Below are 13557 nucleotides of genomic sequence, written 5' to 3' on the forward strand. Positions count from 1 at the left end.
TTCTACGCCAACGCGCAGCGTTGCACAGGAGGGGCCGATGGTGGGGTGATCCCCGTGGGAGAATGGTTGCCGGTACCGGCCCCTTCGCGGGAGAGCCCGTGACGGGGCCGGTACAGCAGCCAAAGATGGCTCAGACGTGACGCTGCTTGGCCTTGCCGCGTGGCAGGCGGCAACGGTCGCCCTGCTCGGCCAGGCGCGCGGCCCAGGCTGCCTTTACACTGAAGCCACCGGCACGGGCCGGCTGTTGCGCCACCTTCGGCAGTTGGGCAGCAGGCACGTTGACCACCTTGGTGGCCGGCTTGCTGACCGCGGCTACGGCAAATGCCGGCTCTGCTGCCGCCTTGGCGGTCTTGCGCAGTTCAGCCAGCGACGGGCTCTTGCTCTTGGCGGCTGTGGCCACCTCAGGTTTGCTCAGCGAACGCTGGCAGGATTTGCACGATACGTCCTCGGTCACGGCAGTGCTGACAAGGGTCTGACTGCTGCGCCCGCAGGCGGAATCGAGGCCATTGGTGGAAAAGTGAGTAACCAAAACCGAACATCTCCGATGCGTTGTCATGTGAAGCGGGCACTATTCTCGCACAGGTCGCAGGGGCTTGCCGAACCAGCGGGCCGGCACCATCGGTCATATCGGCTGGCACTTTGCCATAATCCTAGGCATGCTAGCCCGTTTCGGGTGTCCGGCCTTATAGTGCGCCACTGCGGTCTGGCAACCAGACACCGGCACATACCGTGCATCATTAACCCCTGCCATCGCCAGCCCAATCGCAGGATCAACGCTTGACCAATCTTACTCATCCGCCGTCATTGCGTTCCGCGCCACAAGCGCCTGCGGGCTCCCTGCGCGGGTCGATCAAGGGTGCGCTGGCGCTACTGGCCCTGATCCTGCTGGGGCTGCTGGTGTGGCAACTGTTCGCCCAGTTCAGCCATACCCAGGCCGACCTGCGCAAGAAAACCCTGGAAGGCACCGCCGAACTGGCCGACCACCTGGGCCTGAACCTGGCGTTCAAGGCGCAACAGGCCGTGAATGTGCTACAGCCCTACGCCAATGTACCGGCGCCGAAAGCCTTGCCCGGCGTGCTGGCCAGCCTGCGTGGGCACCTGCCGGACCTGCAGAGCCTGGCCTGGCTGGATGCTGCCGGGCAGGTGCAGGCCGACAGCCTGGCCGGCAGCCCTGACCGCCAGTTGATTGACGAATTGCTCAAGCTGAGCCAGGGCCACCCGTATTTCTTCAGCAACTCGCCCGACAACAGCTCCGTCTACCTGCTACTGCGCCAGGCCGACGACAACGGTGGCTCCTGGTTGTTGCGCCTGGCGCCAGCCTACTACCGGCCCCTCGTCACCTACCTGGATGGCTCTGGCCGGCCGTTATGGCTGCTGGAAAACAGCCGCAGCGGCGAGATACTGCAACGCCATGCGCCAACCCCGACCAGCAACGCGCCACTGCAGAGCGTGATGCTGGCCTTCGTCGACAACAGCACCTGGCAATTGCGCGGCCTGTTCGACGCCAAGCTGGCGCGCCAGACGCTGCTGCCCGCGCTGCTGGGCAAATGCCTGTTGGTGCTGCTCTGCGCAATGCTGCCGGTTCTGGCGCTGGTCAACATGCGCCGTCGCCAACGGGCGCTGCAGGAAGACCGCCGGCGCTACCAGGAAATCTTCGAAGGCACTGGCGTGGCCTTGTGCGTGCTCGACCTGTCCAGCCTGCCCGGTCAACTCGACCGCTACCACCTGCGCAACCGCGCCGCGCTCAAGCACAGCCTGGCCCTTGACCCAAGCCTGCGCCGCTCGCTGCTGCTGGAGTTGAAGATCACCGAGATCAACCAGGTGGCACGCCAGTTGTTGAACATCGAGTGCCATGAAGGGGCCTGGCAGCGCCTGATCGAAGGCAGCGGCGACGGGCGCGACAGCGTGGGCATGCAGCTGATCGATGCGCTGATCGAGCAACGCCCGTCGCTGGAGCTGGAAGTACGCCTGGCGGCCCCGCTGGGCGGCGAGCTGCACCTGTGGCTGATGGCCCGCTTGCCGCAACAGCGCAATGATTACCAGGCAGTGATCCTCAGCATCAGCGACATCACCAGCCGCAAGCAGGTGGAGCTGTCGCTGCTGGAGCGTGAGAGTTTCTGGTCGGACGTCGTGCGCACCGTGCCCGACCAGCTGTACGTGCAAGATGTGCTCAGCCAGCGGATGATCTTCAGCAACCGTCATCTCGGCCAGACCCTGGGCTACGACCGTACCGAGCTGGCGCAGATGGGCGACCGCTTCTGGGAGTTGCTGCTGCACCCCGAAGACGCCACGCACTACCAGGCGCTGCGCCAACAACAGCGCGACAGCGGCCATGACCAGCCACTGCACTGCCAGCTGCGCTTCCGCCACCGCGATGGCGGCTGGCGCTGCTACGACATTCGCGAACAGGTGCTGACCCGTGACGCCGATGGCCAAGTCACACGCATCATTGGCGTGGGCAAGGACGTGACGGTACAGATCGAGGCCAGCCAGTCGCTGCGCGACAGCGAGCAGCGCTACCGCATGCTCGCCGAAAGCATCAGCGACGTGATCTTCTCCACCGACAACCGGCTCCAGCTCAACTACGTCAGCCCCTCGGTGCAGAACGTGCTGGGCTACCAGGCCGACTGGATCTTCACCAACGGCTGGCAGTCGATCATCGCCAACCCGGCCCAGCTCACCGGCATCTACAGCCTGATGGAGCGTGTCAGCAAGGCCATGGGCGACCCCGCGCAGCTGGCCCTGCTGCGCAGCCAGTTGCCGACCCAGCTATTCCTGTTCGACTGCCTGCGCGCCGATGGTCGCAAGATCCCCATCGAATTGCGCCTGGTGCTGGTGTGGGACGATGACCAGCACTTCGAAGGCGTGCTCGGGGTGGGCCGCGACATCAGCCAGCAACGCCGCGCCGAAAAAGACCTGCGCATGGCTGCGACGGTATTCGAGCACTCGACCTCGGCCATTATCATCACTGACCCGGCCGGCTATATCGTCCAGGCCAACGAGGCGTTCAGCCGCGTCAGTGGCTACGCCGTCAGCGAGGTGCTCGACCAGCTGCCGGGCATGCTCACCGTCGACGAGCAGCAGGAAGGCCACCTGCGCTATGTGGTCAAGCAGCTGCACCAGCGCGGCAGCTGGGAAGGTGAAGTGTGGCTCAAGCGCCGTGACGGCGACCATTACCCGGCCTGGGTCGGCATCACTGCGGTGCTCGACGACGAGGGCGACCTGGCCAGCTACGTGTGCTTCTTCACCGACATCAGCGAGCGCAAGGCCAGCGAACAGCGCATTCACCGCCTGGCCTACTACGATGCCCTCACCCACCTGCCTAACCGCACGCTGTTCCAGGACCGCCTGTACAACGCCCTGCAGCAGGCCGAGCGGCAGAAGGCCTGGGTGGTGCTGATGTTCCTCGACCTGGACCGCTTCAAGCCGATCAACGACTCCCTCGGCCACGCCGCCGGCGACCGCATGCTCAAGGACATGGCCCAACGCCTGCTGGCCTGCGTGGATGACGACGATACCGTGGCGCGCATGGGCGGCGACGAGTTCACCCTGCTGCTGCAACCGCGCGCTACCCGCGAGATGGCGCTCAACCGCGCGATTCATGTGGCCGAGAACATCCTCGCCAGCCTGGTGCGGCCGTTCGTGCTGGAGAACCGCGAGTTCTTCGTCACCGCCAGTGTCGGCATCGCCCTCAGCCCACAGGACGGCAGCGAACTGAGCCAGCTGATGAAAAACGCCGACACCGCCATGTACCACGCCAAGGAACGCGGCAAGAACAACTTCCAGTTCTACCAGGCCGAGATGAACGCCAGCGCCCTGGAGCGCCTGGAACTGGAAAGCGACCTGCGCCACGCCATGGAGCAGAACGAGTTCATCCTCTACTACCAACCGCAGTTCAGCGGCGACGGCAAGCGCCTGACCGGCGCCGAAGCCCTGCTGCGCTGGCGCCACCCGACTCGCGGCCTGGTGCCGCCGGGCGACTTCATCCCGGTGATCGAGGAACTGGGCCTGGTGGTCGACGTGGGCGACTGGGTGCTGCGTGAAGCCAGCCGCCAGCTCAATGCCTGGCACAAGGCCAAGGTGCGCGTGCCGAAGGTTTCGGTGAACATTTCCGCACGGCAGTTTTCCGACGGCCAGCTGGGTACGCGCATCGCCAGGGTCCTGGAAGAAACCGGCCTGCCACCGGCGTGCCTGGAGCTGGAACTGACTGAAAGCATCCTGATGCGCGAGGTGAATGAAGCACTGCAGATTCTGGCCGGCCTGAAAAACCTCGGCCTGAGCATTGCGGTGGACGATTTCGGCACCGGCTACTCGTCGCTGAACTACCTCAAGCAGTTCCCCATCGACGTGCTGAAGATCGACCGCACCTTCGTCGACGGCCTGCCGGAAGGCGAGCAGGATGCGCAGATTGCCCGGGCGATCATCGCCATGGCCCACAGCCTCAACCTGGCGGTGATCGCCGAAGGCGTGGAAACCCACGAGCAACTGGAATTCCTCCGCGAGCATGGCTGTGACGAGGTGCAGGGCTACCTGTTCGGGCGGCCGATGCCAGCGCATCAGTTCGAGGCGCAGTTCGCCAACGAGACGTTGTTCATGTTCAATTGAGCCTGCCCTCTCCCGGCATACCCGGGCACTTGCAGGAGCGGCCCGTGCCGCGCCTGGGACCTGGGCCTGAAAACGGACCTGAGAGTCAACTCCGACCCCCGCCCAGCCCAGACACGGCGCGGGATACAACATGAAGCCCATTGGTCCGCGACTTGATGCCACTTCATATGCCAGCGGCGAATCAATCGGTTAGAATGCCCCCCCAATTCACCCCGATCCTTGAGGACCGCCATGTTCAGCCGTGATTTGACCATTGCCAAGTACGACGCCGAGCTCTTCGAAGCCATGCAGCAAGAAGCTCTGCGCCAGGAAGAGCATATCGAGCTGATCGCTTCGGAAAACTACACCAGCCCGGCAGTCATGGAAGCCCAGGGCTCGGTCCTGACCAACAAGTACGCCGAAGGCTACCCGGGCAAGCGCTACTACGGTGGTTGCGAGTACGTCGACGTCGTCGAGCAACTGGCCATCGACCGTGCCAAGCAGCTGTTCGGCGCCGACTACGCCAACGTTCAGCCGCACGCCGGCTCCCAGGCCAACGCCGCTGTCTACCTGGCCCTGCTGTCGGCCGGTGACACCATCCTGGGCATGAGCCTGGCCCACGGTGGTCACCTGACCCACGGTGCTTCGGTCAGCTCTTCGGGCAAACTGTACAACGCCATCCAGTACGGCATCGATGCCAACGGCCTGATCGACTACGACGAAGTCGAGCGCCTGGCGGTCGAGCACAAGCCGAAGATGATCGTTGCCGGCTTCTCGGCCTACTCGCAGGTTCTGGACTTCGCCCGCTTCCGCGCCATCGCCGACAAGGTCGGTGCCTACCTGTTCGTCGACATGGCCCACGTTGCCGGCCTGGTTGCCGCTGGCGTGTACCCGAACCCGGTGCCGTTCGCCGACGTGGTCACCACCACCACCCACAAGACCCTGCGCGGCCCGCGCGGCGGCCTGATCCTCGCTCGCAAGAACGAAGAGGTCGAGAAGAAGCTGAACTCCGCCGTCTTCCCGGGCGCCCAGGGCGGCCCGCTGGAGCACGTCATCGCGGCCAAGGCCATCTGCTTCAAGGAAGCCCTGCAGCCTGAGTTCAAGGCTTACCAGCAGCAGGTGGTGAAGAACGCCCAGGCCATGGCCAGCGTGTTCATCGAGCGTGGTTTCGACGTGGTTTCCGGTGGCACCCAGAACCACCTGTTCCTGCTGTCGCTGATCAAGCAGGAAATCTCCGGCAAGGATGCTGACGCCGCACTGGGCAAGGCCTTCATCACCGTGAACAAGAACTCGGTACCGAATGACCCACGTTCCCCATTCGTCACCTCGGGCCTGCGTTTCGGCACCCCGGCCGTGACCACCCGTGGTTTCAAGGAAGCCGAGTGCCGCGAGCTGGCTGGCTGGATCTGCGACATCCTGGCTGACCTGAACAACGAAGCGGTCATCGACGCCGTACGTGAGAAGGTCAAGGCTATCTGCAAGAAGCTGCCGGTCTACGGCAACTGATTGGCACCAGCCTGAGGTAAAGAAAGCCCGGCCTTGTGCCGGGCTTTTTCATACCTGGCGCCTGACGGCGGTAGTACTTCCGAATGGGTTGGGTGAACCAGGCTGCATAACCTGCCGCTTCCTCCAATCAGCGAGCAGGAGACTGCACATGACGGCTCACGAAACCCTTTCCTTTACTGCCACGCTACTGGTTAATGGCCATCCAATTACCGTGCTCAGCGATGCAGCAGAAGGCAGTATCCAGGTGGCCCACCCCGACTCCAGCCTGGGCATGATGGATATCGATAAGGCGCTTGGCGTATTGAGCGGTCCTGATGAAGCCTGGGATGCTGCCCGAAAGGCCGGGCAGGTGGACTTCCATCTCAAAGGCGAGGTGTCTCCCACCCTCTTCTACTTCCGTCACAGCGATCAGGGCTACCACCTGTATGTGCGTGGTGGTGCGCATTACGGGCAAGCCGTGTTCAAGAGCAAATATGGCGTTGCCAACGTCGCTCCGGTAGAAGGTGCCGTCCCGTCACCTTGGCTGCTGCGTCTGGCTCATACAGGCCAAGCCATCACCCTTGCCGACCTACCCAACGACTTCGCCATGCTCAACCTCGAATGCGCCGAGAGCGCGCAACGCCTGGCCACCAACCTGATCGGCACCGGTGAAGGCGGCTATCTCATCACTCGCAGATCCGTACCTGCCACATCTTTGCGCCTGAACATCATCGAACGCGGAGTCGACTGGGCTTGACGCTGAGTTCAATCACTTTTCAACAAGGCCAGCCACGACTGACCAGATGGCACTGACCTTCCCGGGTACCTTTGAGGCCGCTCAAGCGTCGGACATTGTCCTGAGCAACGCCCGCAAACCGGGGAGGGAGTATTCCCTGACCGACGCTACGCTCGGCAGGCTCTGGAACCTGCGGGGCTGGTTGGCCGGCAACAGGCCTGCTAAAAGTGCCTGTAAATAAAACCACCACCCGCTATTACGTTACTCTGTGCCATCTTGAGCGCGATCAGACACAGGCTTAGCTTTGACCAGAGAGCAACTCGAAACCCGGCAGATCCCGATCTATTTCGTCGCCGTACTCGCCGCCGTCGCCTTCGGCCTGCTGGCCAGCGACACCGCTGGCCATTTGCAAGCCCTGATCACGCCTGCCATCGCCGTGCTGATGTATGCGATGTTCCTGCAGATTCCCTTCCTCGACCTGCGCCAAGGCCTGGGTAACCGCCGCTTCATCGCCGCCCTGCTGCTGGCCAACTTCATTCTTGTGCCGCTGCTGGTCTGGGCCATCACCCCCGGGCTGGGCGACCAGCCGGCAATCCTCGTCGGCGCACTGCTGGTGCTGCTGACCCCGTGCATCGACTATGTGGTGGTGTTCACCCACATCGGCAAAGGCGATGCACGCCTGACCCTGGCCGCCACACCTGTGCTGTTGCTGGCGCAACTGGCGCTGCTGCCGCTGTACCTGGCGCTGCTGCTGGGTGACAACGTGCCGCTCGCCATCACCCCGTTCGTGGAGGCCTTCGTGCTGCTGATCGTGCTACCGCTGGCGCTGGCCGTACTCACCAGCGCCGGCGCCCGTCGCTCACGCATGGTCGCAGCGTGGAACAGCGCCTGGGCATGGCTGCCGGTACCGGCGATGGCTTTGGTGCTGATGGTGGTGATCGCTTCGCAGATCACCGTGGTGTTCGATGACTTCGAGCGTTTGCTGCCTGTGATTCCGGTATACCTGGGTTTCATGCTTGCGGCACCGGGGCTCGGCATGCTCGCGGCGCGCCTGTTGCGCCTGCCGGCCAGCGAAGCACGCGCGGTAACCTTCAGCGCCGCCACGCGCAACTCGCTGGTGGTGCTACCGCTGGCGTTGGCGTTGCCGGACGAGATGCGCGGGTTGGCAGCGGCAGCCGTGATTACCCAGACATTGATCGAGCTGCTGAGCGAGCTCGCCTACGTACGGGTTGTACCACGTCTGGTGCGCTGACGCCGCGGGTATCGGCCACCGCCGGTCACATGCGCTCGCTACCAGACACGCTGCACCTCGGCCAGCTAGCCCTCCCCCAGGTCGGCGCCGACACAGGCCCGCGCCGGTTTGGCACAGCCCTGCAACCAGGGGTCGTACACCTCGTTGCCCCAGGTCGAAGTGCCGGTAGGCGGCGATCCACAGCTGCACCCGCGTCAACTGGTCCTTGCTTACCCTGGCTTCAGCCATCAGCCTGTCGATCTGGGGCCTGAGTGGCATTTCTTTAATGGCTGGGGCCAGGCGGGTGCGGCAGCCGTCCGGCCCCTTCATGGCTTCACAGCAGATTGCGCTTCAGCTCGGCAATGTGCTCCGGGCCGATGCCACAGCAGCCACCAACCATGCTGGCACCACGCTTGCGCCAGTCCGCGGCCCAGGCCAGGTAACCGGGCGGGTCGAGGTCTTCGCGCAGCTCATCCAGGCCGTCATTGGCGGTGGCTTCCTTCGGTTGCGGCGGGAAGGCGTTGGCATAGGCGCCGATGGCCACGTCAGCGTTGTGTCGCTCGATCACCGAGCGCGCCACATCCACTGCAGCGCCGATGACCTCGGGTTGGCTGCAGTTGAACAGCACGGCCGCCGCCCCCAGGCCAACCACAGCTTCGATGGCCTCGGCCACCGGCTCGCCGGAACGCAGGCGCGGGGTTTCGTCCACGTCCTCGTCCTGCAAGGTGAACGATACCCAGAACGGCTTGCCGTCTTCCGGCAAGTGGGCGTGGATAGCCCGTACTTCGGCAACCGAGCTCTGGGTTTCGGCCAGCCACAGGTCGACATGCGGAGCCAAGCCCTGCAACAGCGGCGACAGCACTTCCTCGACGCGCTCGGGCTGGAACAGGTCCGGGCGGTAGGAACCGAACAGCGGCGGCAGCGAACCTGCAACCTTGACCGGGTGCGCGCCAACATCGGCCGCGTGCCGCGCCAGTTGCCCTGCGATATTGGCCAGCTGGCGCCCTTCCTTGGCAAAACGCTCCTCGCCAATGTGGAAAGGCACTACCGCATAACTGTTGCTGGTAATGACCTGGGCACCTGCGGCGATGAATGCGGCGTGAACGCCAACCACCGCTTCGGGCGCCTCGCTCAGCGCCAGGGCCGACCATTCAGGCTGGCGAAACGGCGCCCCACTGCGCTGCAGTTCACGGCCCATGCCACCGTCGAGAATCACCATCGCTCGCTGTTTCATATAACTACTCTGCAGGTTCTTATGAATTAAATTCATTATGTGAGTTTGGTTTATAACTATTAAATACACTTTCTCCTCATTGGCCAACATTTCAGGTATGTACATGCGTTTTTCTACTGTGCTCGGTACGGGCCTCGTGCTGCTCGCGGCTGCTTCCCAGGCTTTTGCTGGCGCCACGCTGGAGCGGGTTGAATCGCGCAAGGAACTGGTCAACGTGCTGATGGAAAGCTACCCGCCATTCTCCTTCGTCAACGAGCAGAACCAGCTGGCTGGCTTCGACGTGGATGTGGCCAAGGCCGTGGCAGACAAGCTGGGCGTCAAGCTGCGCCTGGAGACCCCGTCGTGGGACGTGATCGCCGCTGGCCGCTGGAGTGGCCGCTATGACATCTGCATCTGCTCGATGACCCCAAGCAAGGCCCGCGCCGAAGTGTTCGACTTCCCGGTGGAGTACTACGCCTCGCCTGCAGTGATCGTGGTCAACGCCAAGGATGAGCGCATCCACGGTGCGAAGGACCTGGACGGCCGCAAGGTCGGCCTGACCAGTGCATCGAGCTACGAGAGCTACCTGAACAAGAACCTGGTGATCGAAGGCAAGGAAGAGCAGAAGATCGACTACCCCTTCGACTTCGTGCAGATCGCGCCGTACGACACCGACAACGTCGCCTTCCAGGACCTGGGCCTGGGCGCCGGCGTGCGCCTGGACGCCATCCTCACCAACCTGGTGACCGCGCAGCCGCGCCTGGACCAGGACAAGCGCTTCAAGCTGGCCGGCGCCCCGCTGTACGAAGAGCCGAACTCGGTGGCCATCGAAAAAGGCGACCCCGAGTGGGATGCCAAGGTACGCCAGGTGTTTGCCGAGCTGAAGGCTGATGGCACCCTGGCCAAGCTGTCGCAGAAATGGATCGGCGCCGATATCAGCAAATGAGCACTTTCCCCCCGCCCCTCAAGCCCGTGGTGAAAACCACGGGTGCCAGCCTGTTAGGCTTTCGTACCCGCTTGCTGTTGACCTGGTTGGCGCTGTTCGGCCTGTTCGTCGCGTTTTTCCTCAGCTTCGACCTGAAGTTCTCGATCATCCTGGAGAAGTTCCCCAACCTTGCCGGTTTCAAGCTGGGGCCAAACGGCTTTCTCCAGGGTGCGGCGCTGACCCTGTTCCTGTGCCTGTGTTCGATGCTGGCGTCGGTGCTGTTCGGCTTTGCCGCGGCCTTGGCGCGCTTGTCGAACAGTGCGGTGCTGGTGGGCATCGCCAGCTTCTACACCTCGTTCTTCCGCGGCACGCCGCTGCTGATCCAGATCCTGCTGATCTACCTGGGCCTGCCACAGCTAGGCCTGGTGCCGGGCGCCATCAGTGCCGGCATCATCGCCCTGTCGCTGAACTACGGCGCCTACCTGAGCGAGATCTTCCGCGCCGGCATCCTCGGTGTCGCCCGCGGGCAGCGTGAAGCGGCGCTGGCGCTGGGCATGCGCACGCCGCAGATCTTCTGGCACATCGTCCTGCCCCAGGCCATGCGCGTGATCATTCCACCGACGGCCAACCAGTTCATCTCGATGCTCAAGGACTCGTCGCTGATCTCGGTGATGGGCGTCTGGGAGGTGATGTTCCTGGCGCAGTCGTACGGGCGCTCGAGCTATCGCTACCTGGAGATGCTGACCACGGCAGCAGTCATCTACTGGGTGCTGTCGATACTGCTGGAACTGGTGCAGGCGCGGCTGGAGCGGCATTTTGGCCGGGCTTATCAGCGCTGAGGGCCAGGCTCGGTAGGCAGCTTGCTGTGGGAGCGGGTGCGCCCGCTCCCACAGAGAGTCACAGCGCTTTCATTTCGGCGATATCCCGCGCCACCTGATCGGCCGACTGGTCGAACATCGCCTGCTCCTGCGTATCCAACGGCAGCTCGATCACCCGCGCCAGCCCCTCCTCTGCCAGTACGCAAGGCACGCCCATGGCAATATCCTTGCGCCCATACTCGCCCTGCAGAATCGCTACTGCCGGCAAGATGCGGTTTCGCCCGTTGGCGATCGCATCCACCATCTGCGCAATGGCCACACCCGGCGCATCACAGGCGCTGCCCAGTTTCTTCAAGCCAAGGATCTCGCCGCCACCTTTGCGCGTGCGCTCGACGATCTGCTCGATCTGCTCACCGGACAGGAAGTGCGACAACGGCACCGAGCCGATCTGGCAGTAGCGCATCAGCGGCACCATGCTGTCGCCATGCCCGCCCAGCACCAGCGCGGTGATATCGCGGGCCGAGAAACCGGTCTGCTCGGCGATGAAGCACTTCATCCGCGCGGTATCCAGCACACCGGCCTGGCCGAACACCTTGTTGCGCCCTTGCCCGCTGAGGCTCCAGGCGCGGTAGGTGAGCACGTCGACCGGGTTGGACACTACCAGCACTGTAGCCGCCGGCGCATGATGCTTGATGTCCGCCATGATGCCGTCGAGGATGGGCAGGTTGGTCGCGAGTACATCCTGACGCGACTGGCCCGGCTTACGTGGCACGCCTGCGGTGATCACCACCAGCTCGGAACCCTGCAACAACTCGGCGTGGCCGCCGCCATGCACGCGGGTATCGGAACCTGATTCGACTGCCGCTTGCCACACGTCCAGCGCCTTGCCCTTGGCCATTTCACCCTGCACGTCCATCAGCACCAGTTCACGGCACAGCTCGTCCCGGGCAATGATCTGCGCCGCCGCCTCGCCGACAATGCCGGCGCCTACGATTGACAGTTTGTTCACCTGACACCTCCCAGCGGCGCGCGCCACCAGGAACACGCCTGCGTATAGAGATGAAGTATTGCCTGCCGGGGCTGAATGGCCAGTGGCGGGACGATGCACGGTAGTGACGACTGACCAGCTCAGCGCGCTCCAGCCAGCGCAGGGGCTTGCTCAACATGCGCTGGGGAGTGCCTATCATCTGCCGCTCGATGTCGGCGCGGTGCATCGTGCCGTATACCCCTGACGCACGCAGAGTCCCCAACGACCAGCAATTGCCCAGGCCGAGGCGTGGCCGACAGCCGGCGCGTTCAATGAGCGGCCTGCGATTGAGTGATAAGCGCTACAACAGCTGGCGAATGCCCGACAGCGCCAGCAGGTGACCGGGGTAGAACCAGTAGCTCCACTGCGTGACGGGCCAGACCTTGAACGGCAGGCGGGCCCGGAACAGGGCCAACCCAAGCAGCGGCGCCAGGGCTGCGGTCAGCAGCGCCAGGATCGCGAATGGCTCAAGCTGCGCAGCCCGCTCGAAGAGGTCGGTTCGCGTGTTGATCAGCACGCACAAAGCGACCGGGATGACCAGAAACCGCTCGGGGCGCTTGATTGCCAGCACCAGGGCCGCAGGGAGCAATACTCCGTAAAAACCGTACATCAACGGTTCGCTCAACACATAGCCCGCCACCATCGCAGCACCCGCCACCAGCAGGCTTTCGAGGGTGCGGTGCTGCACTCCCCAAGCGACCATGAGGCCCAGCGCCAGGGTGACCAGCACGTTGAAGGTTTCCGAACTGCCGGCCAGCCGGTAAGGCACTTCGGAAAGCGCAGCGAACAGCAGCAGAAGTGCGAGGTAGCGACCGTTGCTGCGGGTGAACAACTCGCCTTGCGGGTTTCGCGAGACATTGATCGCCACTGCCAGGCAGAACAAGGGAAAGGACAGGCGGCCGAGCACGAACAGGCCAGAGGTCGCTGGCCAGGCCAACCGCATGTGGTCGAGCACCATGGTGACCAAGGCGATCCACTTGATCAGGTCCTGGCCGGTGTGCCGCGCTGCCACCGGGCAAACGGGGTCCGGCGTCATGGCATGCCCCCGAGCACCACAAGCGTCAGCGCCAGGTAACGCCCGCCCTTGGCCAGGATGACCAGCAGCAGGAACCGCCAGAACGGTTCGCGCATGACCCCGGCCACCAGGGTGATCGGATCGCCGATCAGCGGCACCCAGCTCAGCAGCAGTGACCAGTATCCGTAGCGCCGGTACATGACCTGCGCCTTCTCCAGCTTGGCCTCGCTGACCGGGAACCAGCGCTTGTGGCGGAAATGTTCGACGCCCCGGCCAAGCACCCAGTTCACCACTGAGCCAAGCACGTTGCCGGCAGTGGCCACCGCGACCAGTAGCACCGCCAGGTAGTGCCCGGACACCAGCATCGCGACCAGCGCCGCTTCCGATTGCATGGGCAACACGGTTGCCGCTGCAAACGCGGCCAGGAACAGCCCGAGGTAGCTGGTGAGTTCGAACACGGCGCTACAGGTACCTGGTGATCTGCTTGCATTTGAGGAGCGGCCGATTGCTGTTGGGGCTCGGC

At 63.9% G+C, this 13557-nt stretch carries 11 protein-coding genes and 1 pseudogene; 6 read left to right on the top strand and 6 right to left on the bottom strand.

The features are described 5' to 3' along the window. Window positions 1–130: 130 nt before the first annotated feature. Window positions 131–529, bottom strand: coding sequence for a hypothetical protein (locus tag B4L76_RS08915; RefSeq protein ID WP_296231884.1), 399 nt, complete (start codon window positions 527–529; stop codon window positions 131–133). A gap of 248 nt (window positions 530–777) precedes the next feature. Here B4L76_RS08915 and B4L76_RS08920 point away from each other — a divergent pair, with 248 nt between their 5' ends. From B4L76_RS08920 to B4L76_RS08935, 4 genes are all read left to right on the top strand, one after another. Continuing rightward, entirely contained in the window at window positions 778–4605 is a 3828-nt protein-coding gene (locus B4L76_RS08920; protein ID WP_296231886.1) for a sensor domain-containing protein, read from the top strand. A gap of 231 nt (window positions 4606–4836) precedes the next feature. Then, window positions 4837–6090, top strand: a complete 1254-nt coding sequence (gene glyA, locus B4L76_RS08925; protein ID WP_296231888.1) for a serine hydroxymethyltransferase — start codon at window positions 4837–4839, stop codon at window positions 6088–6090. A 148-nt stretch (window positions 6091–6238) separates the two neighbouring features. Beyond that, window positions 6239–6826, top strand: coding sequence for a hypothetical protein (locus B4L76_RS08930; protein WP_296231889.1), 588 nt, complete (start codon window positions 6239–6241; stop codon window positions 6824–6826). Window positions 6827–7109: 283 nt separating this feature from the next. Then, on the top strand, window positions 7110–8057 hold the full coding sequence (locus B4L76_RS08935) for an arsenic resistance protein (protein WP_296231890.1): 948 nt from the start codon (window positions 7110–7112) through the stop codon (window positions 8055–8057). A 65-nt stretch (window positions 8058–8122) separates the two neighbouring features. On the opposite strand, the pseudogene B4L76_RS24235 reads toward B4L76_RS08935, so the two are convergent. Next, window positions 8123–8297: pseudogene (locus B4L76_RS24235) on the bottom strand (RidA family protein); the annotation flags it as partial. A 73-nt stretch (window positions 8298–8370) separates the two neighbouring features. Then, window positions 8371–9255: a homocysteine S-methyltransferase family protein gene (locus tag B4L76_RS08940; RefSeq protein WP_296231946.1), complete on the bottom strand. Its 885-nt coding sequence runs from the start codon at window positions 9253–9255 to the stop codon at window positions 8371–8373. Window positions 9256–9373: 118 nt separating this feature from the next. Between B4L76_RS08940 and B4L76_RS08945 the strand changes: the two genes are divergently transcribed. Together B4L76_RS08945 and B4L76_RS08950 are read left to right on the top strand one after the other, a co-directional pair. After that, window positions 9374–10195 carry an ABC transporter substrate-binding protein gene (locus tag B4L76_RS08945; protein ID WP_296231891.1) on the top strand — a complete coding sequence of 274 codons (822 nt, stop codon included), beginning with the start codon at window positions 9374–9376 and terminating at the stop codon, window positions 10193–10195. Beyond that, window positions 10192–11013 carry an amino acid ABC transporter permease gene (locus tag B4L76_RS08950; protein WP_296231893.1) on the top strand — a complete coding sequence of 274 codons (822 nt, stop codon included), beginning with the start codon at window positions 10192–10194 and terminating at the stop codon, window positions 11011–11013. The genes B4L76_RS08945 and B4L76_RS08950 overlap by 4 nt, the downstream gene beginning before the upstream one ends. Window positions 11014–11071: 58 nt before the next feature. Here B4L76_RS08950 and B4L76_RS08955 read toward each other — a convergent pair whose 3' ends face one another. From B4L76_RS08955 to B4L76_RS08970, 3 genes are all read right to left on the bottom strand, one after another. Further along, window positions 11072–12001, bottom strand: coding sequence for a malate dehydrogenase (locus B4L76_RS08955; protein WP_296231895.1), 930 nt, complete (start codon window positions 11999–12001; stop codon window positions 11072–11074). 319 nt (window positions 12002–12320) lie between these two features. Continuing rightward, entirely contained in the window at window positions 12321–13055 is a 735-nt protein-coding gene (locus B4L76_RS08965; protein WP_296231898.1) for a TraX family protein, read from the bottom strand. Beyond that, entirely contained in the window at window positions 13052–13492 is a 441-nt protein-coding gene (locus tag B4L76_RS08970) for a YqaA family protein (RefSeq protein WP_296231900.1), read from the bottom strand. The genes B4L76_RS08965 and B4L76_RS08970 overlap by 4 nt, the downstream gene beginning before the upstream one ends. Between the last annotated feature and the right edge of the window lie 65 nt (window positions 13493–13557).

Source organism: Pseudomonas sp. UBA4617 (genome assembly GCF_002386445.1).
Classification (GTDB): domain Bacteria; phylum Pseudomonadota; class Gammaproteobacteria; order Pseudomonadales; family Pseudomonadaceae; genus Aquipseudomonas.

What these genes read in the sequence shown, in the direction of transcription:
- glyA (WP_296231888.1), top strand. Translation starts at nt 4,837, where the DNA reads ATGTTCAGCCGTGATTTGACCATTGCCAAGTACGACGCCGAGCTCTTC.
- B4L76_RS08930 (WP_296231889.1), top strand. Translation starts at nt 6,239, where the DNA reads ATGACGGCTCACGAAACCCTTTCCTTTACTGCCACGCTACTGGTTAAT.
- B4L76_RS08940 (WP_296231946.1), bottom strand. Translation starts at nt 9,255, where the DNA reads ATGGTGATTCTCGACGGTGGCATGGGCCGTGAACTGCAGCGCAGTGGG.
- B4L76_RS08945 (WP_296231891.1), top strand. Translation starts at nt 9,374, where the DNA reads ATGCGTTTTTCTACTGTGCTCGGTACGGGCCTCGTGCTGCTCGCGGCT.
- B4L76_RS08950 (WP_296231893.1), top strand. Translation starts at nt 10,192, where the DNA reads ATGAGCACTTTCCCCCCGCCCCTCAAGCCCGTGGTGAAAACCACGGGT.
- B4L76_RS08965 (WP_296231898.1), bottom strand. Translation starts at nt 13,055, where the DNA reads ATGACGCCGGACCCCGTTTGCCCGGTGGCAGCGCGGCACACCGGCCAG.